This window comes from Candidatus Rhodobacter oscarellae, from assembly GCF_001078595.1.
Taxonomy (GTDB): Bacteria; Pseudomonadota; Alphaproteobacteria; order Rhodobacterales; family Rhodobacteraceae; genus Rhodobacter_B; species Rhodobacter_B oscarellae.
This window is the reverse complement of the sequence record NZ_LFTY01000002.1, coordinates 3,622,702-3,643,197: the sequence shown is the minus strand read 5'-3', so window position 1 is coordinate 3,643,197 and position 20,496 is coordinate 3,622,702. Positions and strand designations below refer to the sequence as shown.

The 20,496-nt window shown below is 62.0% G+C and carries 23 protein-coding genes; 12 read left to right on the top strand and 11 right to left on the bottom strand.

From position 1 onward, the window contains the following. Positions 1-8: 8 nt before the first annotated feature. From AIOL_RS22195 to AIOL_RS22170, 6 genes are all read left to right on the top strand, one after another. On the top strand, positions 9-1,430 hold the full coding sequence (locus tag AIOL_RS22195; protein ID WP_049644987.1) for a CpaF family protein: 1,422 nt from the start codon (positions 9-11) through the stop codon (positions 1,428-1,430). An 11-nt stretch (positions 1,431-1,441) separates the two neighbouring features. Then, complete coding sequence (locus AIOL_RS22190) at positions 1,442-2,410, top strand: type II secretion system F family protein (protein WP_049644986.1); 969 nt, start codon at positions 1,442-1,444, stop codon at positions 2,408-2,410. Between the two features lie 10 nt (positions 2,411-2,420). Further along, positions 2,421-3,407, top strand: coding sequence for a type II secretion system F family protein (locus tag AIOL_RS22185; RefSeq protein ID WP_049644985.1), 987 nt, complete (start codon positions 2,421-2,423; stop codon positions 3,405-3,407). A gap of 259 nt (positions 3,408-3,666) precedes the next feature. Continuing rightward, the gene (locus AIOL_RS22180; protein ID WP_235439133.1) at positions 3,667-4,242 is read left to right on the top strand and encodes a tetratricopeptide repeat protein; all 576 of its coding nucleotides are present in this window, start codon (positions 3,667-3,669) and stop codon (positions 4,240-4,242) included. A gap of 46 nt (positions 4,243-4,288) precedes the next feature. Then, on the top strand, positions 4,289-5,146 hold the full coding sequence (locus tag AIOL_RS22175; RefSeq protein ID WP_049644984.1) for a tetratricopeptide repeat protein: 858 nt from the start codon (positions 4,289-4,291) through the stop codon (positions 5,144-5,146). Between the two features lie 96 nt (positions 5,147-5,242). After that, positions 5,243-5,773, top strand: a complete 531-nt coding sequence (locus AIOL_RS22170) for an A24 family peptidase (RefSeq protein ID WP_049644983.1) — start codon at positions 5,243-5,245, stop codon at positions 5,771-5,773. Between the two features lie 173 nt (positions 5,774-5,946). On the opposite strand, the gene AIOL_RS22165 is transcribed toward AIOL_RS22170, so the two are convergent. The 3 genes from AIOL_RS22165 to AIOL_RS25750 all read right to left on the bottom strand — a co-directional run bounded on the left by AIOL_RS22165 (position 5,947) and on the right by AIOL_RS25750 (position 7,820). Then, on the bottom strand, positions 5,947-6,879 hold the full coding sequence (locus AIOL_RS22165) for a dimethylarginine dimethylaminohydrolase family protein (RefSeq protein WP_049644982.1): 933 nt from the start codon (positions 6,877-6,879) through the stop codon (positions 5,947-5,949). A 366-nt stretch (positions 6,880-7,245) separates the two neighbouring features. Then, a complete protein-coding gene (locus AIOL_RS22160; protein WP_049644981.1) occupies positions 7,246-7,671 on the bottom strand; it encodes a group III truncated hemoglobin in 426 nt (141 codons plus the stop codon). Continuing rightward, positions 7,668-7,820 carry a hypothetical protein gene (locus tag AIOL_RS25750; protein WP_200898775.1) on the bottom strand — a complete coding sequence of 51 codons (153 nt, stop codon included), beginning with the start codon at positions 7,818-7,820 and terminating at the stop codon, positions 7,668-7,670. Before AIOL_RS25750 ends, AIOL_RS22160 begins: the two co-directional genes overlap by 4 nt. A gap of 81 nt (positions 7,821-7,901) precedes the next feature. On the opposite strand from AIOL_RS25750, the gene AIOL_RS22155 reads away from it, so the two are divergent. Beyond that, a complete protein-coding gene (locus AIOL_RS22155; RefSeq protein ID WP_049644980.1) occupies positions 7,902-8,342 on the top strand; it encodes an Rrf2 family transcriptional regulator in 441 nt (146 codons plus the stop codon). 6 nt (positions 8,343-8,348) lie between these two features. Here AIOL_RS22155 and AIOL_RS22150 read toward each other — a convergent pair whose 3' ends face one another. Together AIOL_RS22150 and rpmB are read right to left on the bottom strand one after the other, a co-directional pair. Then, complete coding sequence (locus tag AIOL_RS22150) at positions 8,349-8,792, bottom strand: copper chaperone PCu(A)C (protein WP_049645616.1); 444 nt, start codon at positions 8,790-8,792, stop codon at positions 8,349-8,351. 103 nt (positions 8,793-8,895) lie between these two features. Beyond that, a complete protein-coding gene (gene rpmB / locus AIOL_RS22145) occupies positions 8,896-9,183 on the bottom strand; it encodes a 50S ribosomal protein L28 (protein ID WP_049644979.1) in 288 nt (95 codons plus the stop codon). A gap of 371 nt (positions 9,184-9,554) precedes the next feature. Here rpmB and AIOL_RS22140 point away from each other — a divergent pair, with 371 nt between their 5' ends. The 5 genes from AIOL_RS22140 to AIOL_RS22120 all read left to right on the top strand — a co-directional run bounded on the left by AIOL_RS22140 (position 9,555) and on the right by AIOL_RS22120 (position 15,449). Then, complete coding sequence (locus AIOL_RS22140) at positions 9,555-10,661, top strand: class II histone deacetylase (protein ID WP_049644978.1); 1,107 nt, start codon at positions 9,555-9,557, stop codon at positions 10,659-10,661. Between the two features lie 255 nt (positions 10,662-10,916). Further along, positions 10,917-13,061, top strand: a complete 2,145-nt coding sequence (gene pnp / locus AIOL_RS22135) for a polyribonucleotide nucleotidyltransferase (protein ID WP_049644977.1) — start codon at positions 10,917-10,919, stop codon at positions 13,059-13,061. Positions 13,062-13,519: 458 nt separating this feature from the next. Beyond that, positions 13,520-13,879, top strand: a complete 360-nt coding sequence (locus AIOL_RS22130) for a hypothetical protein (protein WP_049644976.1) — start codon at positions 13,520-13,522, stop codon at positions 13,877-13,879. Between the two features lie 11 nt (positions 13,880-13,890). After that, entirely contained in the window at positions 13,891-14,973 is a 1,083-nt protein-coding gene (locus AIOL_RS22125) for a hypothetical protein (RefSeq protein ID WP_049644975.1), read from the top strand. A 32-nt stretch (positions 14,974-15,005) separates the two neighbouring features. Then, positions 15,006-15,449 (top strand): lectin MOA-related protein, encoded by a 444-nt coding sequence (locus AIOL_RS22120; RefSeq protein ID WP_152912643.1) that lies wholly within the window; start codon positions 15,006-15,008, stop codon positions 15,447-15,449. A gap of 345 nt (positions 15,450-15,794) precedes the next feature. On the opposite strand, the gene AIOL_RS22115 is transcribed toward AIOL_RS22120, so the two are convergent. From AIOL_RS22115 to AIOL_RS22090, 6 genes are read right to left on the bottom strand one after another with little or no spacing between them, the layout of a single operon-like run. Then, positions 15,795-16,721, bottom strand: coding sequence for an aminotransferase class IV (locus AIOL_RS22115; protein WP_049644973.1), 927 nt, complete (start codon positions 16,719-16,721; stop codon positions 15,795-15,797). After that, positions 16,721-17,380 (bottom strand): GntR family transcriptional regulator, encoded by a 660-nt coding sequence (locus AIOL_RS22110; protein ID WP_049644972.1) that lies wholly within the window; start codon positions 17,378-17,380, stop codon positions 16,721-16,723. The genes AIOL_RS22115 and AIOL_RS22110 overlap by 1 nt, the downstream gene beginning before the upstream one ends. 50 nt (positions 17,381-17,430) lie before the next feature. After that, a complete protein-coding gene (locus tag AIOL_RS22105; protein ID WP_049645615.1) occupies positions 17,431-18,270 on the bottom strand; it encodes a transporter substrate-binding domain-containing protein in 840 nt (279 codons plus the stop codon). Between the two features lie 23 nt (positions 18,271-18,293). Next, complete coding sequence (locus AIOL_RS22100; protein ID WP_049644971.1) at positions 18,294-19,067, bottom strand: amino acid ABC transporter ATP-binding protein; 774 nt, start codon at positions 19,065-19,067, stop codon at positions 18,294-18,296. Beyond that, a complete protein-coding gene (locus tag AIOL_RS22095; protein ID WP_049644970.1) occupies positions 19,064-19,732 on the bottom strand; it encodes an amino acid ABC transporter permease in 669 nt (222 codons plus the stop codon). Before AIOL_RS22095 ends, AIOL_RS22100 begins: the two co-directional genes overlap by 4 nt. 2 nt (positions 19,733-19,734) lie before the next feature. Further along, a complete protein-coding gene (locus tag AIOL_RS22090) occupies positions 19,735-20,412 on the bottom strand; it encodes an amino acid ABC transporter permease (protein WP_049644969.1) in 678 nt (225 codons plus the stop codon). Positions 20,413-20,496: the final 84 nt, after the last annotated feature.

Genomic DNA, 20,496 nt, shown 5'->3' with positions numbered 1-20,496 from the left:
GGCCCAAATTGTTTGCAAGATACAAAAAATCAGGCACTGACAGCGCAAAGCCTGTCACGCCCGCACCGGCGCCTAAGGCGTCAAAAACCGAGGTCACGGTCTCGCCAGCCAGGCGTCCCGTGCCTGGCCAGGCGGCCCCGGCGGATAAAGAGCGCAAGCGCAAAGAGCGGATCTCGGACATCAAGGTCGAGCTGCACAAAGAGCTGCTGGACAATCTGAACCTCTCTGCGTTGGAAAAGGCCTCCGAAAGCGATCTGCGCCAAGAGATCTCGGCCATTACCGCCGAGGCGCTCGAGAACATGTCGCTCGTGCTCAACAAGGAAGAGCGGCAAAAGCTGAACTCGGACCTCTACAACGAGGTGACGGGCCTGGGCCCGCTTGAGATCCTGCTGCAGGACGACACCGTCAACGACATCTTGGTGAACGGCCCGCAGCAGATCTTTGTGGAACGCGCCGGTAAGCTTTCCCTGACGGATGTGACCTTTAAGGACGAGCGGCACCTGCTGCGGATCATCGACAAGATCGTCAGCGCCGTGGGCCGCCGGGTCGATGAATCGAACCCCTATGTTGACGCGCGTTTGGCCGACGGCTCGCGTTTCAACGCCATGGTCCCGCCGATTGCGGTCGACGGCTCGCTGGTGTCCATTCGTAAGTTCAAGAAGGACAAGCTGGGCATCCAGGACCTGGTCAACTTTGGGGCGTTCTCGCCCGAGATGGCGATGTATCTGGAGGCCGCGGTGGCCTGCCGGCTGAACGTGATCGTCTCGGGCGGTACCGGCTCGGGTAAGACGACCACGCTCAACGCGCTGTCGAGCTTTATCGACGATGACGAGCGGATCCTGACGATCGAGGACACGGCGGAACTTCAGCTCCAGCAGACCCATGTGGGTCGGATGGAAAGCCGCCCGCCCAACGTCGAGGGCAAGGGCGCGGTGACCCCGCGCGATTGCCTAAAGAACGCGCTGCGGATGCGCCCAGACCGGATCATCGTCGGCGAGACGCGCGGCGAGGAAGTCATCGACATGCTGCAGGCCATGAACACCGGCCATGACGGCTCTATGACCACGATCCACGCGAACTCTGCCCGGGACGGCATCAGCCGGCTTGAGAACATGATCGCCATGGCCGGCATCGAGATGCCGATCAAGGCGGTGCGCTCCCAGATCGCCTCAGCTGTGAACCTGCTGGTGCAGGCCTCGCGCCTGCAGGACGGCTCGCGCCGCATGGTCTCGATCACCGAGCTGACCGGCATGGAGGGCGAGGTGATCTCGATGCAAGAGGTCTTCCGCTACCAGCGCCTTGGCCTAGAGCCCGACGGCACGATCATCGGCCAGTTCACCGCCAGCGGTGTGCGCAGCCACTATTCAGAACGGTTCAAGCAGTGGGGCTACAACCTGCCGCCTGAGATCTTTGAGCCGTCAGTGAGATAAGGTAAGCCGCAATGTCCATCCCCATAGAGCCAATCATCTACGGCCTGATCTTTGTCGCCGTTCTTGTGCTGGTCGAAGGCATCTACCTGACGATCTTTGGCAAGTCGATCAGCCTCAACAGCAAGGTCAACCGCCGCCTGGATATGCTCGAGAAGGGCGCCGGGCGCGAGGAGGTCCTGGACCAGCTCCGCAAGGAGATGAGCCAGCACCTCAAGTCGCGCTCGATCCCAATCTACTCGATCCTGGCCGAGAAGGCGCAGATGGCGAATATCGCCTTCTCGCCGGTGCAGCTGATGATGGTGATGGCGCTGCTGGGCGGCGTGGCGTTCATGGGCCTGACCATCGGCACCGGCGCCAACGTGCAGATCCGCATCGGCGTGTCCATCGCCATGGGCATCGGCGCGGTCTATGTCTGGATCAACAGCAAGGCCACCAAGCGGATGAAGCTGCTCGAAGAGCAGCTGCCCGACGCGGTGGAACTGATGGTACGCAGCCTGCGGGTGGGCCACCCGTTCAGCTCGGCGCTGAACATCGTGGCCAAGGAGATCCCGGACCCGCTGGGCACCGAGATGGGCATGATCGCCGACGAAAGCGCCTATGGCCGCGACGTGGGCGAGGCGCTCAAGGCGATGGCCGAGCGGCTGGATATGCAAGACATGCGCTTTTTGGCGGTGGCGGTGACGATCCAGCAGACCTCGGGCGGTAACCTCGCCGAGATCCTGGACGGGCTGGCCAAGGTGATCCGCTCGCGGTTCAAGCTGTTCCGCCGGGTGAACGCGATCACCGCCGAGGCGAAATGGTCGGGCAAGTTCCTGTCGGGCTTCCCCCTGCTGGCGCTGATCGGGATCAACATCGCCCAGCCGAACTACTACGACGACGTTATGGGCACCGCTGTCTTCGTGCCGGCCTGCCTAGTGGTCGCCGGGTTCCTGGTCGCGAACCTGATCTGCATGAAGATCCTCGTGAATATCAAGGTGTAAAGGTGCCAGCATGATCGAACAAATCAACACCCTCCTGACCGATCAGTTTGGCCCCTTCGGCCCGCTTCTCGCGCTGGGCATCCTCGGGCTGTTTATGGTCCTGCTGACCTTGCCGATCCTTCTCAACAAGAAGGAGGATCCGCTCAGCAAGCTCAAAAAATCCGCAGAGCGCACGGGTTTGGATAAGGCCCCCGACCAACGGCTCCGGGCGGACACCAAGAACGACAAGCTAGAGAAGTACTCGGATTTCCTAGAGCCGCAGGACGCCGAGGAATACTCGGCCGTCAAGCTCAAGCTCGTGCAGGCGGGCTATCGCAGCAAGAACGCGGTGCGGACCTACCATTTCGCGCAGTTTGCGCTTGGCGCGGGCGGGCTGATCCTGGGCGTGCTCTACGTGATCCTGCTGCAGGCCACCAATGACGACGTCGGCACCCAGCAGATCGTGATATCGGCGCTGCTGCCGGGCCTCGTGGGCTATATGGCCCCGAAATATTGGGTGAACCGGCGGCTGCAGTCACGCCAGGAAGAGATCACCAACGGCTTCCCGGACAGCCTTGATATGATGCTTGTCTGCGTCGAGGCGGGCCAGTCCCTGGACCAGTCCATCCTGCGCGTGGCGCGCGAGATCAGGGCCGGCTACCCCGCGCTTGCCGAAGAGTTCGAGACGGTCAGCCAAGAGATGAAGGCCGGCAAGGAACGCACCTCGGTCCTGCGCGACTTCGCCGAACGGGCCGGGGTTCCGGACGTGGCAAGCTTTGTCACCGTGCTGATCCAGTCGGCGACCTTTGGTACCTCTATCGCCGACGCGCTGCGGGTCTATGCCGGCGAGATGCGCGACAAGCGCGTGATGCGCGCCGAGGAAAAGGCCAACACCCTCCCCACGAAGATGACGCTGGCAACGATGGTTCTGACCGTCCCGCCGCTCTTGGTGATCCTGGTCGGGCCCTCGGTGTACAACATCTACCTGACGCTAAACGGCAGCGGCGCGAGCTATTAAGCGCGCGCCTGCCGGCGCCCACCCTGAGTCATCTGTGGCGCCAAATCTTTAAGAAATCCCCAAGATTTCGCCCCTGCGGCATCGCGCCGCGCATCGCTCGCCGCGCCGGTCCCCGCCCGCGCACATGAAGCACAACGCGCCCCGGCGTGCCCAATTTGCCATGCCGCCGAACTTATCCACAGGCGAGCACTACCCGCCCCGTACAATCTGGCCTATCGTTCCCCAAAACGAGCAGAACGACAAAAAAGGCAGGTACGTTGTGATCCCCATCCCAGGCATTGGTCGCGCATTGGCGCTGGCAGGGCCCATCGCCCTGGCCGCCTGCGCCAACACGGGCAATCTCGGCGTGGCGGCCAAGGGGCAGTCCCATGCCCCCGGCTTTGACCAGCGCCAGGACGCGGTCGACGGGCTGACCGTGGGCCACCGCCTGATGGCGGCCGGCGAGCACGAGTTGGCGCTCAAGGCCTTCTACCGCGCCGCCGCCGACCAGGGCCTGAACATCGACGTGCTTTCCGCCATCGGCTCGGCCAACCTCATGCTGGGGCGCCTGGGCCAGGCCGAGGACATGCTGCGGCGCGCCATTGAGGCCGACGAGACCTATGCGCCCGCCTGGAACAACCTCGGCGTGGTGCTTTTTGAGCGCGGCAATACCGGCGAGGCAGAGCGCGTCTTCCGCACGGCCTTCGCCCTGGACAACGGCGAAAGCGCGCAAATACGCGAGAATTTGCTCTTAGCGCTCGCCAAACTTGAAAATCCGGTCTACAATTCGGAAAACAATAACACATTCGCCCTGGTGCGGCGTGGTGGGGGAACCTACCGCCTCGAAACCAAATAATAACAATTTGGGCAGAATGCATGAGAGCAGTAAGGGACGCAGGCAAATGCGCCAGACATTGAGTGTGCTATGCATCGGCAGCGTGATGCTGTTGGGTGCTTGTGATCGGTCAAACAACGCGGCGACGGAGGTGGATCGCCTCAAGAGCGTGAACGTGATCGACGAATCCAACCTTAACGACATCATGCTGACGGTGGCGGATCCGAACGAGGCCGTCTCGTACTTCAAACGCGCCAGCCGCGACGACCCAAAACGCGTGGAATTTCAACGCGGTCTGGCCAAATCGCTGATCCGCGCGAAGCGCCCGGCAGAGGCGGTTCCGGTCTGGAAGAGGATCGTCAAGCATGACGAGGTCACAAACGAGGACCGCGTGGATTACGCCGATGCGCTGATCCGCGCCGGCGACTGGGACCAGGCCGAGATCGAGCTTGACGCCGTGCCGCCCACCTTCGAGACCTATAAGCGCTACCGGCTAGAGGCGATGGTCGCGGATTCCAACCAGGAATGGGACCGCGCCGACGCGTTCTACGAGACCGCCGCGGGGCTGACCACAAAGCCCTCTGGCGTGCTGAACAACTGGGGCTACTCCAAGCTCACCCGGGGCGACTACAAAGACGCCGAGGGGCTGTTCGCCGAGGCGATCACCTATGATCAGAACCTCTTCACCGCCAAAAATAACATGACCTTGGCCCGCGGCGCGCAGCGAATTTACGAGTTGCCTGTGGTGCCAATGACACAGATCGAGCGGGCGCAGCTGTTGCATACGCTGGCGCTGAGCGCGATCAAGACGGGCGATGTGTCCATCGGCGAGGGGCTCTTGAAAGAGGCCATCGAGACCCACCCGCGGCATTTCGAGGCCGCCGTGCGCAGCCTGCGCGCGCTTGAGGGCACAGTCACGAACTAGGGCACGAACTAGGGGCGGCGGCGCGGCGCTTTTGGCGCCGCCACCGAATTGTCCCAATATCAGCCTGTTGACGCCCATAAGCGCCGCCATTGTTGCATGGAAGCGAACCAATCCAACGAGGCCGTCCCCGTGCTCGAAATCACATCCACCGCCGCCCTGTGGCTATTGCCAGTCGTCCTGCCGATCTGCCTTTGGGTGATGTATACCGACCTCAAGGATATGAAGATCCGCAATAAGGCGGTGCTGGCCCTGCTGGCGACCTACGCGGTCATCGGCTTCATCGCCTTGCCGCTGGACGCCTATCTATGGGGCTACGCGCATTTCGCGGTGATCCTGGTGATCGGGTTTTTGCTGAATATGACGGGCGCGTTGGGCGCGGGCGACGTGAAATTCGCCGCCGCCATGGCGCTCTTTGTGTCCTTCGCCGATACCGGCGTGTTCATGATGCTCTTGGCGCTGGCGATCATCGCGGCCTTCATGCTGCACCGCATCGCGCGGCTGATGCCCTTCATCCGGGCGGCCACGCCGAACTGGGTGTCCTGGGACGCCAAGAAGTTCCCGATGGGCACCGCGCTTGGCTCCTCTCTGGCGATCTACCTCGCGCTGGGGGCGGCCTACGGCGCCTGAACTGCCCAGACGCCGTCCAGACCCAGACGCCGCCCAGACCCAGACCCCGTCCAGATTTGGGCGCGCCGCGGCTCCCACCCGGATCTATGATCCGGGACGAATCGCTAAAATTTCCCTAACCGAGAACGGCTTGCGGCGTTTTGTTCCAGCCGGAGCCCCAACGCTGTCCGACGTCAGACAGGATCCCGGCGCAGGCTCTGGCACATGCAGTGCACGCCGCCGCCGCCCTGGGTGATCATGCTCAGCTCGGGGTCGTAGATCGTGAAGCCCCGCGCGCGCAGCATCTCCTTCAGCGTGGTGCTCTCGGCGGGCAGCAGCACCCGGTCGTCCCCCAGCGCCACCACGTTGCAGCCCAATGCCATGGTGTCCTTGAAGGGCACGGGCAGGATCTCGATCCCCTTGGCCTTCAGCCAGTCCACGATCGCCTCGTCAGTGCACTCCAGGCAGACCGCCGCCAGCTTGGGCGCCAGCATCACCACCATCAGGTCGATATGCACGTAATAGGGGTCGATATCGGCCAGGAAGACCTCCCAGCCCTCGGCCTCCATCCAGCCCTTGATCTGCAGCGCCCCCTGCTCCATCGAGCGGCCCTCTTCGCCCTCCCAGCCCAGCAGCACACAGCCCGGCTCGATCACGTTGAAATCGCCGCCCTCAAAGGTACCGGCGGTGACGTAGTCGTAGATCGGCACGCCCAGGCGCTGGTAGGTCTCGATGGCGCGGAAGTTCTCGCCGCGCCGCCAGTACTGCGCCATATGGGTGATGATCGCGCCGTAGGGCGTCATGACCGAGCTGTCGCGGGCGTAGATCTGATAGGGCAGCTCTGGGTCGGGCGCATGGGTGTGCACCTCCACCCCGGCCGAGCGATAGGCGTCCACCATCTCGGCATGCTGGCGCGCCGCGACCTCGGGCTCGAACACCCCGCCCCGGCGCAGGGTCTTCTTGGACAGCGACGAGGTCTTGAGCCAGCGATAGTTCTCCACCGGCCCCAGCAGCACGTCGCGCAGCACGCCGTAATCCGAATTCGCGCCCCAGGAGTTCAGCTGCGGGGTGCCGCCCTCCTGGCGGCGGCGCAGGGTGAACGTGTCTCCGTCATACATCGTGTCCATGGGGGGCGCTCCTTCGGCTAGCTTTCTCAAAGCCATAGAGCAGCGCGCGGCGCCGGTCCAGAGACAGCGCCGCGGCGCGCCCGCGGCGCCTCGGGCCGTGGCGCGCCCGCGTCCGTGCGTGCAGTCATATCCGCGCAGCGCGCGCAATCGCCCTTGCCGCAGCCCCCCGCGCAGCTTATCTGGTGCGTTGGCGGGCACTGCCCTTTTTGTGCGAGGTCAAATTCCGGTGGCCTTAATCAATTCCGAGGGAGCTGGCTCTGTCGGGGTCTTGGCCTCGTTACCTGGCGCCCACCTGTGCAAACAGGTCCTCGGGAATTTAAAATCCCTCCACGTCTGTTGGTGGTCCCGCCACTCGTCGCCTTCGCCTTAGCCGCGCAGGTCCGGCACGGCCCCGGATGCGTCTCGCGCCCGGGCGGCCTCTAGGCCCATCGAAAGCCCCCGGGCGATGCGATGCGCCAGGCCCGACCAGGCGCTGGCCTGCGCGGGCTCCAGGATGTCGGCAAGAACCTCGTCGAAGAGGCCCAGCCAGGTCACGAAATGCCGCGGGTCTACTGACGAGATGCCCGCATGCACCATCATCGGATTGCCGTTGTACAGCGGCTCTCCGCGCAAGGCGTTGCGCCAGAACAGCACGATCTTGGCCTCATGCGCGCGCCAGTGCTGCGCGTCGGTCGAAATGATCTCGTTGAAGATCGGCCCGATGACCCGATCGGCGCGGACGCGCCCATAGAAGGCCGAGACCACGGCCTCGATCTCTTCCACGGTGACGTCAACGCGCCGGAGGCCGCTCATACCAGCACCCAAACAAAGGCCAGCGCCACGCTGAGATAAACCAGCATGTTAAACATCGAGCGCACGAGCCCCATGTCGCTTTCGGGATCTACGCCGATCCGGCGGCAGATCGCCGTGCCGGGCCAGAGAAGCATGTTTACCAGTCGCATATCGTGATTCCCTTATTGCGCATTTCAGATACGCATTATATGGCATTGATTAATCCGCATCTCAAATGCTAATTTTGTCGCATGCAACTCGGTAAGTTCACAGATTACGGCCTAAGGGTGCTGGTGCACCTAGCGACCATCGCGCCGGAACGCACCACCGCCTCTGCGGTGGCGCGCCTTTTTGGCCTGTCAGAGCATCATGTGGCCAAGATCTGCTCGCGGCTGGTGCAGGGCGGGCTCTTGGTCTCGGCCCGGGGCCGCAATGGCGGCTTGGCGCTGGCGCGACCGGCCGAAGAGATCACCTTGGGCGATGCCGCGCGCTGCCTTGCGGAACAGACCGCGCTGGTGGAATGCTTTGGGGGCGGGCCCTGCGATTGCCTGATCCTGCCCGCCTGCGGCCTGCGCGCGCCGCTCGCGAAGGCGCAGGAGGCCTTCTATGCGGCCCTAGACGGGCACAGCTTGGCAGAGGCGGTCAGGCCGCATGCCGGCGCGCTTGCGGAATTGTTCAGTGAGGCCGACTAGCGGGCGCTAATGCCCGGAATGGGCGTCGGGTTTACGCTCGAGGTCGACCTCGATTTCGGTCTCGATGACCTGTCCGCTCTCAAAGCGCAGCGTCACGGGGATCATCTCGCCCTGCTTCCAGGGCGCGGTGAGGCCCATGAACATGATGTGGTCGCCGCCGCGCTCCAGCGCATGCGCGCCGCCTGCGGGGATCTCAAAGCCGCCCTCGACCTCGCGCATTAGCATCGCGCCGTCCACCATGCTGTGGGTGTGCAGCTCGACCCGCATCGCGGCGGGGCTCTCCACCGCCAGCAGCCGGTCGGCGGCGTCGCCGGAATTCTCCAGCTGCAGGAAGACGGCACCCGCCTTCGCCTTGGGATGGGCAACGCGGGCATAGGCGTCATGGATCGCCACATCCGCAAGCGCGGGATGGGCAATAAGGGCGAGGCAGAGAGGCAGAAAACGAAGCATGTTCACCACATAGACGCGCCGCGCCGGCGGCAGAATTGGACAAAATGAAGCGGCCCCGCACCTTGATGGGCGAGGCCGTCCGATTTCAAGCAGCAGAAGCGCGTTAGGCCGCGGTCTGCGCCTTGGTGATCTCTTTCTTGATCTTCAGCGCGTTCGCCGACAGCTCGTCGTCCTTTGCCTTGGCAAGGAAGGCGTCCAGCCCACCGCGGTGGTCCACCGAGCGCAGGGCCGCGGCGGAGATGCGCAGCTTGTAGGTCCGGCCAGTGGCCTCGGACATCAAGGAGACGTCGTTGAGGTTGGGCAGGAACCGGCGGCGGGTCCTATTTTTGGCATGGCTGACATTGTTGCCAGTCATCGGGCCTTTTCCAGTCAGTTCGCAGCGGCGCGACATGGGTTCATCCTTTGTCTGAGCTCCGCCGTTCACACCGGCGGGCAATGCAGAAGGGCGCGGCCGAGGCTGCGCCCAGAATCTCGTTCGGGGGTAATAGGCAGTTGGTGTTATGAGGTCAAGCGCCTGTCGTCGCTTTCCTGGTCGCGGCTGTTACCAAAATGAGTGCTACCGCACGCTCTTTATTATGCAAGCCCCCAGGCGACGCAAAACAATTCCGTTCCGATAGGGCGCAAGGGCGGGTCTTGACGGCCCGAGGACGAGGCCGGATGGCCGAGGACGAGACATAAAGCGTGCGCAACGCGCACTCATTGTAATAGCGGTGCGCTGCCCGTAAGCTCCTTGGAGGAAACAGAAAAAACCAGGGGGCAATCATGGCCAAACAAACGGCATTCTTTTGGGACGAGCGCTGCTTTTGGCATGGCGGCGGGAATTACGCGTTCACACTGCCGGTAGGCGGGCTGGTCCAGCCCCTCCCCGGGGGGCTGCCCGAGAACCCCGAGACCAAGCGCCGCCTCAAGAACCTGATGGATGTCACCGGGCTGACCGCCGAGCTGAACGCCCAGACCGCGCCCGAGGCCAGCTGGGAGGATCTCTCCCGCGTGCATCCCGAGGCCTTTCTGCAAGAGTTCAAGCAAATATCCGACGCCGGTGGCGGCGAACTCGGCATGCGCACGCCCTTCGCTGCGGGCGGGTTCGAGATCGCCGCGCTCTCCGCCGGGCTGGCCAAGGCCGCCCTGTTTCACGTGCTGGAGGGCAAGTCGCGCAACGCCTATGCGCTGTCCCGCCCGCCGGGGCACCATTGCCTGCCGGATTTCCCGAACGGGTTCTGCCTGCTGGCCAATCTGGCCATCGCCATCCGGGCCGCCCGCGCCGCGGGCCTGGCCCAACGCGTCGCCGTCATCGACTGGGACGTGCATCACGGCAACGGCACCGAGGCGATCTTTATCGAGGACCCCGACGCCCTTACGATCTCGCTGCACCAGGAAAAGAACTACCCGATCGACACAGGCGACGCGGATGTGCGCGGCGAGGGCGCGGGCACGGGCGCGAATATCAACATCCCCCTGCCCCCCGGCGCCGGACACGCGACCTATCTGGAGGCCATGGAGCGTATCGCCCTGCCCGCTTTGCGCCGGTTCCAGCCCGAGATCATCATCATCGCCTGCGGCTTTGACGCGGCCCTGATTGACCCGCTCAGCCGGATGCTCGCCACGTCCGAGACTTTCCGGCTGATGACCCGCCAGGTGATGCAGGCCGCCGACGATCTCTGCGACGGACGGCTGATGATGGCGCATGAGGGCGGCTATTCCGAGGTCTACGTGCCGTTCTGCGGCCACGCCGTGCTGCAGGAGATGTCCGGCAGCGCCATCGACGCGGGCGACCCCTTCACCCAGACCTTCACCGCGCGCCAGCCCAACGCCCGCCTGCAGGCGGCCTATTCCGAGATCCTGGGCGAGCTGGCGGAGTTCCTGCTCTAGCCCGGCGGCACGCAGCCCGGCGACCATCCACGCGGGCCTGCCCCCCCGGCTGGCCCTGTTGATAAGCCCTGTTGACAAAGCCTGTTGACAAGGCCCTTCCCCTTGCCGGCGTTCTGCTGTAAGGGCCGCGCATCTGAGACGTGACGCTCTGACCCCGGCGCATGGAGATGATAGGGGGGGTCGGCGGCAATGGGGCCGCCATGTAAAAAGGAGGACCGGGGAGGGCCCCGGAGTGCCTCCAAAAGGAAACGATAGATGTTCGATATCTCTAAGAAATCCATCCAGTGGGGCGAGGAAACGCTGACACTGGAAACCGGCAAGGTTGCGCGCCAGGCCGATGGCTGCGTGATCGCCACCCTGGGCGAGACCAGCGTTATGGCCGCGGTGACCTTCGCCAAGCAGCCCAAGCCGGGGCAGGACTTTTTCCCGCTCACGGTCCACTACCAAGAGAAATACTATGCCGCGGGCAAGGTCCCAGGCGGCTTCTTCAAGCGCGAGGCGCGCCCGACCGAGAAGGAAACGCTGACCGCGCGCCTGATCGACCGGCCGATCCGCCCGCTGTTTGTGCCCGGCTTCAAGCACGAAGTGCTGGTGATGTGCACCGTACTCAGCCACGACCTGGTCAACGACCCCGACATGGTGGCGATGATCGCGACCTCCGCGGCGCTGACCATCTCGGGCGCGCCCTTCATGGGGCCGATCGCGGGCTGCCGCGTGGGCTTTGAGGATGGCGAGTACATCCTGAACCCCGAGGTCGACGACATGCACGACCTCAAGAACAACCCCGACCAGCGGCTCGACCTCGTGGTCGCGGGCACCAAGGACGCGGTCATGATGGTCGAGTCCGAGGCCTATGAGCTGACCGAAGAGGAAATGCTGGGCGCGGTGACCTTCGCGCATGAGCAGATCCAGCCGGTGATCGACTGCATCATCGACCTGGCCGAAGAGGCCGCCAAAGAGCCCTTCGACTTCCAGCCGCCGGATTACAGCGCGCTCTTCGAGGCCGTCAAAGCCGCCGGCGAAGCGCAGATGCGCGACGCCTACGCGATCCTGGACAAGCAAGAGCGCACCGCCGCCGTGTCCGCCGCCAAGGCCGCCATCGTCGAGGCGCTGACCGAGGAGCAGCAAGAGGACGCCAACCTGGGCTCGGCGCTGAAGAAGCTGGAAAGCTCCATCCTGCGCGGCGCGGTCGTCAAAGAAGGCAAGCGGATCGACGGTCGGGCGCTGGACAAGGTGCGCGACATCGTCTGCGAGACGGGGCTCCTGCCGCGGACGCACGGCTCGGCGCTGTTCACGCGCGGCGAGACGCAGGGCCTGGTGGTGACCACGCTGGGCACCGGCGACGACGAGCAGATCATCGACGCGCTGCACGGCAACTTCCGCTCCAACTTCCTGCTGCACTACAACTTCCCGCCCTACTCGGTGGGCGAGGCGGGCCGCGTGGGCCCTCCGGGTCGGCGCGAGGTGGGCCACGGCAAGCTGGCGTGGCGCGCGCTGCAGGCGGTGCTGCCGGCGGCGACGGACTTCCCCTACACGGTGCGGGTGGTGTCTGAGATCACCGAATCCAACGGCTCCTCCTCGATGGCCTCCGTCTGCGGCGGCTCGCTGTCGATGATGGACGCGGGCGTGCCGCTGAAGGCGCCGGTCGCGGGCGTGGCGATGGGCCTGGTGCTCGAGGATGACGGCTCCTACGCGATCCTGACGGATATCCTGGGCGACGAGGACCACCTCGGCGACATGGACTTCAAGGTCGCGGGCACCGAGAACGGCATCACCTCGCTGCAGATGGACATCAAGGTCGCGGGCATCACGCCCGACATCATGGCGAAGGCGCTGGAGCAGGCCAAGGACGGCCGGATGCACATCCTGGGCGAGATGGCGAAGTCCCTCACCGAGGCGCAGGAGTTCTCCGTGCACGCGCCGCGCATCGAGACGATGACCGTGCCCACCGACAAGATCCGCGAAGTGATCGGCTCGGGCGGCAAGGTGATCCGCGAGATCGTCGAGGTCTCCGGGGCCAAGGTGGACATCAACGACGACGGCGTGATCAAGATCGCGTCGCCCAACGGCGAGGCCATCCAGAAGGCCTATGACATGATCCACGCGATCGTGGCGGAGCCCGAGGAGGGCCACGTCTATAAGGGCAAGGTCGTCAAGATCGTGGACTTCGGCGCCTTCGTGAACTTCTTCGGCAAGCGCGACGGGCTGGTGCATGTCAGCCAGATCGAGAACCGCCGGCTCAAGCACCCCTCGGACGTGCTGAGCGAGGGCCAGGAGGTCTGGGTGAAGCTCTTGGGCTTCGATGACCGCGGCAAGGTGCGCCTGGCGATGAAGATGGTGAACCAGGAGACCGGCAAAGAGATGTCGGCCGACGAGATGGCTGCGGCCTCCGCCGAGTAAGCGCTCCGGGCGCCCCAGGCTTGCCCCGGGGCCTCTCACCTCAAGAAAACACAAAAGGCCGCTGGAACCCCAGCGGCCTTTTCTCTGACGGATATGGTGCAAAACAAGTCGCCTCTATATTGCTGTTATGAGTCCATCCCGGCCCTCGGATTCTGTACAGCGAATGTCCGGTCCCTTGCCTAGGGCGTGCAGAAATCAAAATCACGGGAGCATTCCAAAGTCTGCCACGCAGCGAATGAACCGACAAGTTGCAGCCATTGCGCTTAGTTGTGAGTACTACATCCTAATTCGGCGCAGCGCAGCGAGCTTCGCGCCCGAGTTTCAGAAAGTACACAATCCTTCCTAGGGCAAAGCTCGGCGATGCCCTATATGTTGTAAATTTTTAGAATATATCGCATAATGATCACAGAATACATGTTGCACATGTGCATTGCGGCACTCATTTAGTGAGATCATCTATGGATGACACTAAGAAAACCCAACACAGAATTAACAAAAGCTACGTTCGGATCGTTGTTACCTATTACGTCGTCTTTATGTATTGCACTTCAGCCGTCATCATTTCGATCTATTTGTTCTGGCACGGGAAAGACCAACTAGCTTTAAGCGTTTTTAACGGACTTGCATCTTTGGCTGCCGGCATCGCGGGCTTCTGGTTCGGCAGCCGCGGCAGCGGCTTCCCGGAAAGAACCCAGCTCAACACCCCCGAACCAAAAGACGATGACGATGTCTTCATTGGCCCTGAGATCGGCGACGACCGGTATGGCCGACGGGCTAACCTAGACGACGACAACTCACCACAATTGGAAAGGGATTAGGGTCGCCGAAGATGATGAACTTTATCCGCCCAGGTCTAATGCTCTTAAGCGTTATTGGCCTTGTCGCCTGCACCGCAATTGAAAGCAACAGGGCTGGCGCGCCGTTTTTGGATTTCAACGGAAAACCAAAGCGGACACAAATTACCGCAAGCTACTCGCTACCCCGCCGCTACTTGAGCTTCCAAGTCTCGGGGAATGCTGACTCCATGCGAGATTCGACCCGCTTTAAGGTTGAACGACAGGCAGACCAGGAGATCATTGGGCCGGATCCATCACCCCTTTTTCGCTACGAAATCAATTACGTCCCAAGTCGATTCTCCAAGGATGAAGTGGATTTCGTGATAGAAAACCAGATTCTGAAAACCGTTTCGGTCTCTACGGAAGATCAAACCGGCGAAGCCTTGATCAATCTTGCGCGCGCTTTGGGGAATATCTCGCGCTTGAACCAGGGGCTCGATACGGATCCAGTGCCAGGCGCGGGTGTCGGAGCGCCACCAAACACGCCAATCGCTAAGCTTCGCTTGGATCCCACAGATCCGGTTAGCGTTGCGCGCACCCGCCACATTTTGGCCCATGATGCGACGCATGGCCTTGAGTTACATGTCACACCGCCACCCCGCACTGTGTCCGTTATTGCGTCCTGTGATCACGCGGTTTGCTATCGTCCACTGATCTCGGTCACGCTGACGTTTGTTGACAAGCAATCCCGCAACTTCACAGAGTTTGTTGTTCAAGTCCCCGATCCTCATCAGATCACTGGTCTGGACATCGAACGCAGCGCCTTTGTGAAACGCGATACGATCTACACGTTTGCCGATGGAACCTTGGCTTCGGTCGATATAACGAAACCGAGTGAGTTGGCGGCGGCCTCGTTGCTGCCACTAAGCATCGTAACGGCGGTGTTTGAAGGCACCAATCAGGCGATTTCGGCTTTGTTGGGTCTTCAGAAGAATGAATTGGCGGCATCAACCGAACTCTTGAACGCCCAGGCAAATTTTTTGAACGCGCTCAAGGCTTACCGCGAAGTGGAAGAGGATGTACTGGGCGAAGAAACAGAGGAGGAGGTTGACCAAAAAGAAGAGGACACTGTTTAAAGAAAATGGTTGAGACCGTAACCCGCGAAAAGATGAAGACCTTCGTAAAATCGAAGATGCGCGACCACAATGGTAATATCACACGTTTGCGTGCCTCTGACATCAAATTAGAGTTGCCTTCGCTCAATTTGTTGCAAAACGTTGTCAACGACATTGAAAACGAGATGCCTCATAAGGACGAATTCACCAAGCATAACTTTTTTGATTGTGATGATTTTTCTTTCATTTTTAAAGGCTTGGTTAGTCAGTGGTATAGAAAAAATCGCTCCAATGACTTACCCTTCTCCGTCGGAATCGCCTGGGGTTTTTTTAACTCCTTCAGCCCTGGAGAATTCCACTCGCTGAACTTCGTGTTTCTCGGCGATGATCGTAAGCTGTATTGGATCGAACCCCAGTTGATCCGAAGCGGCTCGCTAGAAGACGCAATGTCGACATTTAAGAAGAACCACGATGAAGTCAGCCTGCTGATGTTGTGATCTAGGTGTGAGCTTTCAACAGGTTGTCAATCCCTGCCATTCGTGAGCGGAAGCCAAACGACAACAAGGTCCCGCAGAGCCGCCAGAAAAGCAACCCACCGCACGCTCTGTTAACCCACCTGTTTGCCATACCCGTGCCATACACAAAGCCGACGCTTTGCCGACGCTTAGCCGACACCGGATTCCTCCACAAAATAAGGCATTAACCCCCGATTCGGGCGGCTTGCCTAACGGACTCGCCGCACGCATCGTTAAGGCCTTGGTAAGGCCCCGCTGGCCACCAAGAAAAGCCGCCAGGAGACCGGCGCCGAGATGTCGTCGATCTCGGCGCGCGGGATTGAGCGCCTATCGCGCGGCAGCGGTATCCGCGGCCACCAGCGCCTTATAAAGCTCTCTGATCCGCATCATCACCGGGCGTTCGCCGCTGCCGATTTGCTTGCCGTCAATCTCTGCGACCGGGGTCTGCGCCCCGAAGGTGCCGGTCAGAAACGCCTCGTCGGCGCCATAGGCCTCATAGAGCGAAAAGTTCTTTTCAAACACCGGGATACCGTCCTCGCGGCACAGGTCGATCACCTTCTGCCGGGTGACCCCGTTCATGCAATAATCGCCCGTCGAGGTCCAAACCTCGCCCCGCCGAACGATGAAGAAATTGCAGGCATTGGTCGTGTTCACGAAGCCATTGGGATCCAGCATCAGCGCCTCGTCCGCCCCCGCCTGCTCGGCCTGAAGGCAGGCGATCACGCAGTTCAGCTTGGAATGGCTGTTGAATTTCGGATCCTGGCTCATCGGCAGGCCGCGCACCTGAGGCACCGTCGCAAGCCGGATGCCCTGCCCCTGCACGCTCTCAGACGGCTTAGAATGCTCGATGATCGCCACCACCGTGGGCCCGGAACGGCTCAGCTGCGGGTGCTGGAACGGCTTGTCCTTGCGCCCCCGAGTGATCATCAGCCGGCAATGCGCATCCGTGGTCATGCCATTGGCGGCGGCGGTTTTGTCCAATAGTTCCTTGACGCTTTCGGGGGTCAGACCGGAGTCCAGCGAGACCGCCTTTAGCGAGTTGAAGAGCCGGTCCATATGCTCGTCAAAGAACGCCCAGACACCGTCATACAGCCGCATCCCCTCCCACATGCCATCGCCGAGCATGAAGCCGCTGTCATAGACCGACACCTTGGCCTGGTCCTTATGGACCAGCTCGCCGTTCACCCAAATGAGGATGTCATCGTTGCGGTCGTCGCCCTGCGCGTCATGGGTGGATTTTCCGTCGGTGTTCACTAGGTGGTCTCCAGGCTGGCATAGACTGTGTCCATGCCCTTTTGCATGTGATCGTTGATATGGTTCAAAAGCAAATCGCGGTCGTCGCCCTGCGCAAGCGCGATGTACTCGTAGTTGGCGTCCATAACCACGCCGGTAATCCCATGCTGGCGGTTATGGATGGACATGTAGATCTGCACCAGGGGCACAAGCTTGCGCCAATGCGACTTCAAGAGCCCATGCCCGCTTAACTCGTAGACCCAGGAATGAAAGTCGATCTCGCCATCCACGGCCCCGGTGATGTCCTTTAGGGCTCTTGCCTGCTCAAGGCGGTCCAGGCGCTGCTTGAGGTCGACAAAGGCGGCGTCGGTGCGTTTCTCCCAGGCCTCCTCAAACGCGAAACGCTCCAGCGTGGTGCGCATCGAGTAGAGCTCGCCCAGCTCCTGACGGGACACGGAACGGACGTGAAGCCCCTTGTAGGCCTCTTTGACCAGCAAGCCCTCCTCGGTGAGCTGCAGGATGGCCTCGCGCAGCGGGCCGCGGCTGATGTTCAGCCGGGTGGCCAGGTCCGTCTCAGTCAGCTTCTCGCCCGGGGCCAAATCTCCCGCCGCGATCCGCGCGCGCAGCATGTTGCGCACCTGTCCGCTGATCGGCAATGGGCGGAATTCGGGCAGGGTCATTTCGGCTCCCGCTGGGGAAAATGGGGCGGAGTGATCCGCCCCAGTTCCGGTTAGCGCATGAAGATCTGTTCACGCTGGATCGGCGGGCTGTCCGCGGGGTCGATACCGAAATCAACCAGGAATTCGTCGTACCAACCTTGGATCCGCCCGGTCTCGTACCAGAAGTGGCTGACCGTGTTCAGCCAGTCGCGGAACGTCTTGTCGTCCTCGCGGCGCATGCCGATGTTGACCGGCGCCGTGAACGCGGGTGTGGGAACCGAGATCACGCCCGAGCCCAATTTCTGACGCGCCGACAGAAGCGGCGGCAGCATCAGCGAAACTGCGTCAACGCGGCCCGACTGGAACGCGGCGATTGCGGCGGCGTTGTCCGGGAAGCGCTGAATGTCAGCACCGGGGGCCATGCGGGTCAGGAACTGGTCCATCGAGGTGGCCTGCGGCACCGAAAAGCTGGTGTCGGCGTTGTTCAGCCCGGCCCAGGTCGACGCGTCGACGCCATCGGCGGCCAGCACGGCCTGCGAGATGTAGCCGACAGGGTTTGTCGTAAAGTCGATCACCCGAGCGCGCGACGCGGTCGGCGACAGGAAGTACATCAGGTCGATCTTGTCCGACTGAAGCGCGGCGATCGAGGTGCCCCAGGTCACTTCTACGGTTTCAAGTTCAACCTCAAGCGCGGCGGCCATCTGCTTGCCCAGCGCGATGCCCAGCCCGCCGGTCCATTCGCCGCTGCTGATGTCCTTGGTGAACCAGGGCGGAGCCTGGGTGACGCCGATCCGCAGCGTGCCGCGGTCCTGGATCGCATCCCAGGTCGATTGCGCTGACGCAACCACGCTTGAAAGCGCCAATACGGCCGTAGCCGCCAAGGCGCTGGTGAAGGTCTTGAGCAGTTTCATCATCATTCTCCCTGATTGTGAGCTCATTCTGGTAGTTTGAATAGCGAGTGCCCCTCAAGAAACTCGCGCACGCGGCTGGTCTCGGGGGTCTTCAGAACGACCTGGGGCGCACCCTGCTCTAGGATCTGACCTTGATGCAAAAAGCAGACCTTATTGGCGACGTGATAGGCAAAGCCGATCTCATGGGTGACGCAGACCATGGTCATGCCTTCCTCGGCCAGTTGGCGCATGGTCTTGAGAACCTCGCCGACAAGCTCGGGATCAAGCGCCGAGGTGACCTCGTCGAAGAGCATGACCTCGGGGTCCATTGCCAGGGCGCGAGCGATGGCCACGCGCTGCTTTTGGCCGCCGGAGAGCCGCGCCGGGTATTCCGGGGCCTTCTCCTCCAAACCCACGCGGGCCAGCTGCGCCATGGCCTTTTCTTTGGCCTCGGCCTTAGAGCGGCCCAGGACGATCACCTGGCCCTCCATGACGTTTTCCAGAACGGTCTTATGCGGGAACAGGTTGAAATGCTGGAACACCATGCCGATCCGGGTGCGCAGCTGGCAAAGATCGCTCTCGCGGTAGCGCATCCGCCCGCCCTGCTCGGTGCCGATCAGATCGCCGTTGAGGCTGACCCGGCCCGAGGTCGGCTCTTCCATGAAATTGATGCAGCGCAGAAGCGTGGACTTGCCGGACCCGCTGGAGCCCAAAAGCACCACGGCCTCGCCCTGGGCGACATCCAGATCAATCCCCTTCAGAACCTCCAGGTCACCAAAGCTTTTGTGTAGTTCACGGATTTCAACGGCGTTTGTCATGCGTCACTCTTTCCGAACCGGCGTTCCAGCACGTAGGTTAGTTGTACCATCGGCAGCAGCACGACGAAGAAGATCAGCGCGACCACCGTGTAGGCCTCAATGGGATTGTATTCGTAAGACGCAATCAGCTTTGCCTGCTGCAGCGTCTCCGGGTAGGCGACGACCGAGGCAAGCGTCGACATCTTGAACACCTCGATCCCGCGCGACGTAAGCGGCGGCAGCATGCGCTTGAGCGCCTGCGGCAGGATCACCCGGCGCATGGTCTGCCCGTAGGACATGCCGATAGCCTTGCCCGCTTCCCATTGCTCGCGCTCGATCGACTGGATGCCGCCGCGGAAGACCTCGGCAGAGAAGGCGATGGTGTTGAGCGTTATGCCCAGGATGGCGGCCAGGAACGGCGTCACCTCGATACCGGTCAGCACCGGCAGCGCGAAGAAGAACCAGATGATCTGCACCAGCACCGGCGTGTTGCGAAAGACCTCGACGTAAAGCCGCGCCGGGTAGTTCACCCAACGGGATTTCGAGTAACGCAGCATGCCCATGATCAGCCCGCCGCTCAGGCCCAGGCCCGTGCAGATGACGAACAGGACCAGCGTGCCCCAGAGGCCCACGGCAAGGACTTCCCAATAGGCGAAGACCGACGCGAAATTCCAGTTATGGTTCATGGCTACCTCATCGTCCCTTCACCGGATTTGGCCAGGCGGTACTCCAACAGGATGGTGATCTGCGAGAACACGAGGATCAGGAAGAAATACATCACCGCGACCACCGTGTAGACCTCAAGCGGGCGGAACGTCTTCGACGCCAGCTCGTTGGCCTGAAACATCAGATCGGCATAGGACACGGTAGAGATCAGCGTCGTTGTCTTCAGCAGCTCGATGGACCGCTCGGCAAAGGCGGGGATCATGCGCTTGACCGCCTGCGGCAGGATGATTCGGCGCAGGCTTGCCTTGCGGGTCATGCCGATGGCCTTCGCGGCCTCCCACTGCCCCTTGTCGATCGAGTTGATGCCGCCGCGGAAGATCTCGGCGAAGAAGGCCGAGGATTGGATCGAGAACGTCAGAACCGAGGCTACGAAGGGCGTCATCTGCACGCTGATCAGGATCGGCAGGGCGAAGAAGAACCAGAACAGCTGCACCAGCGGCGGGGTCGTCCGAAAGAACTCGATAACGAAGGAGCAAAGCTGGCTCAGGACCGGGGTGCGCGACATCCGGCCAAGCGCCAGGCCAAGGCCAAGCGGGACCCCGAATGCAAGCGCCAGAACGAAGACCTGGATCGTGTTCCAGAGGCCCAGCAACAGAAGGTCCATGTCTGCCAAAGTCGCAGCAAAATCCCACTCGTGCACGAGACATCCCCCTTAAAGCTAACCTATACCTTGACGCATTTTTGTAAATTGTCAACAATATTCAAAACAGAGATTGCTTTTGAT

Coding starts and splice junctions, on each gene's coding strand:
- AIOL_RS22190 (WP_049644986.1), top strand. CDS start 1,442: ATGTCCATCCCCATAGAGCCAATCATCTACGGCCTGATCTTTGTCGCC.
- AIOL_RS22185 (WP_049644985.1), top strand. CDS start 2,421: ATGATCGAACAAATCAACACCCTCCTGACCGATCAGTTTGGCCCCTTC.
- AIOL_RS22175 (WP_049644984.1), top strand. CDS start 4,289: ATGCGCCAGACATTGAGTGTGCTATGCATCGGCAGCGTGATGCTGTTG.
- AIOL_RS22170 (WP_049644983.1), top strand. CDS start 5,243: ATGGAAGCGAACCAATCCAACGAGGCCGTCCCCGTGCTCGAAATCACA.
- AIOL_RS22165 (WP_049644982.1), bottom strand. CDS start 6,879: ATGGACACGATGTATGACGGAGACACGTTCACCCTGCGCCGCCGCCAG.
- AIOL_RS22160 (WP_049644981.1), bottom strand. CDS start 7,671: ATGAGCGGCCTCCGGCGCGTTGACGTCACCGTGGAAGAGATCGAGGCC.
- AIOL_RS25750 (WP_200898775.1), bottom strand. CDS start 7,820: ATGCGACTGGTAAACATGCTTCTCTGGCCCGGCACGGCGATCTGCCGC.
- AIOL_RS22155 (WP_049644980.1), top strand. CDS start 7,902: ATGCAACTCGGTAAGTTCACAGATTACGGCCTAAGGGTGCTGGTGCAC.
- AIOL_RS22150 (WP_049645616.1), bottom strand. CDS start 8,792: ATGCTTCGTTTTCTGCCTCTCTGCCTCGCCCTTATTGCCCATCCCGCG.
- rpmB (WP_049644979.1), bottom strand. CDS start 9,183: ATGTCGCGCCGCTGCGAACTGACTGGAAAAGGCCCGATGACTGGCAAC.
- AIOL_RS22140 (WP_049644978.1), top strand. CDS start 9,555: ATGGCCAAACAAACGGCATTCTTTTGGGACGAGCGCTGCTTTTGGCAT.
- pnp (WP_049644977.1), top strand. CDS start 10,917: ATGTTCGATATCTCTAAGAAATCCATCCAGTGGGGCGAGGAAACGCTG.
- AIOL_RS22130 (WP_049644976.1), top strand. CDS start 13,520: ATGGATGACACTAAGAAAACCCAACACAGAATTAACAAAAGCTACGTT.
- AIOL_RS22125 (WP_049644975.1), top strand. CDS start 13,891: ATGATGAACTTTATCCGCCCAGGTCTAATGCTCTTAAGCGTTATTGGC.
- AIOL_RS22120 (WP_152912643.1), top strand. CDS start 15,006: ATGAAGACCTTCGTAAAATCGAAGATGCGCGACCACAATGGTAATATC.
- AIOL_RS22110 (WP_049644972.1), bottom strand. CDS start 17,380: ATGACCCTGCCCGAATTCCGCCCATTGCCGATCAGCGGACAGGTGCGC.
- AIOL_RS22105 (WP_049645615.1), bottom strand. CDS start 18,270: ATGAAACTGCTCAAGACCTTCACCAGCGCCTTGGCGGCTACGGCCGTA.
- AIOL_RS22100 (WP_049644971.1), bottom strand. CDS start 19,067: ATGACAAACGCCGTTGAAATCCGTGAACTACACAAAAGCTTTGGTGAC.
- AIOL_RS22095 (WP_049644970.1), bottom strand. CDS start 19,732: ATGAACCATAACTGGAATTTCGCGTCGGTCTTCGCCTATTGGGAAGTC.